General features: G+C 62.9%; 1 protein-coding gene. It reads right to left on the reverse strand.

All coding sequences use genetic code 11. From position 1 onward, the window contains the following. Positions 1 to 782 (reverse strand): acyl-CoA dehydrogenase family protein (locus tag PQR54_RS38845; protein WP_408255447.1); only part of this gene is annotated, 782 nt, incomplete at both ends.

Consider the following 782-nt stretch of genomic DNA (forward strand, 5'->3'; position numbering starts at 1 on the left):
GCGCCGCCGTGGTCGCCGAATTGCAGCACCGCGGTCGGGCTCGCCTTGATGCCGAGCTTGTGTTCGATCGACACGCAATGCACGTCGTTGCGCTCGCCGGGCGAACCGTCTTCGTTGACGAGAAACTTCGGCACGATGAAGAGCGAAATGCCTTTCACGCCTTCCGGTGCATTCGGCGTGCGCGCCAGCACGAGATGCGCGATGTTCTTCGCCATGTCGTGCTCGCCCCACGTAATGAAAATCTTCGTGCCGAACAGCTTGAACGAACCGTCGCCCTGCGGCTCGGCGCGCGTACGCACCAGCGCGAGATCGGAACCGGCCTGCGGCTCGGTCAGGTTCATCGTGCCGGTCCATTCGCCGGAAATCAGCTTGGGCACATAGGTTTGTTTTTGCGCTTCGGTGCCGGCGGTGAGCAGCGCTTCGATTGCGCCGTCGGTCAGCAACGGACACAGCGCGAACGACAGGTTCGACGCGTTGAGCATTTCGACGCACGGCGTCGCGATTAGCTTCGGCAGGCCCTGGCCTTCGTAGTCGACGGGATGTTGCACGCCTTGCCAGCCGCCTTCGCCGAACTGGCGAAACGCTTCCTTGAAGCCGGGCGTCGCGGTGACCACGCCGTCTTTCCAGCTGCTCGGATTACGATCGCCTTCGACATTCAGCGGCGCCAGCACGCCACCGCACAGTTTCGCCGATTCTTCGAGCACAGCCTGCGCGGTCTCGAGGTTCGCGTCTTCGAAGCCCGGCAAGGTGCCGATGTCTTCGAGACCGGCCAGTTCTTTCAT

The organism is Paraburkholderia phytofirmans (assembly GCF_046028095.1).
GTDB classification, from domain to species: domain Bacteria; phylum Pseudomonadota; class Gammaproteobacteria; order Burkholderiales; family Burkholderiaceae; genus Paraburkholderia; species Paraburkholderia phytofirmans_A.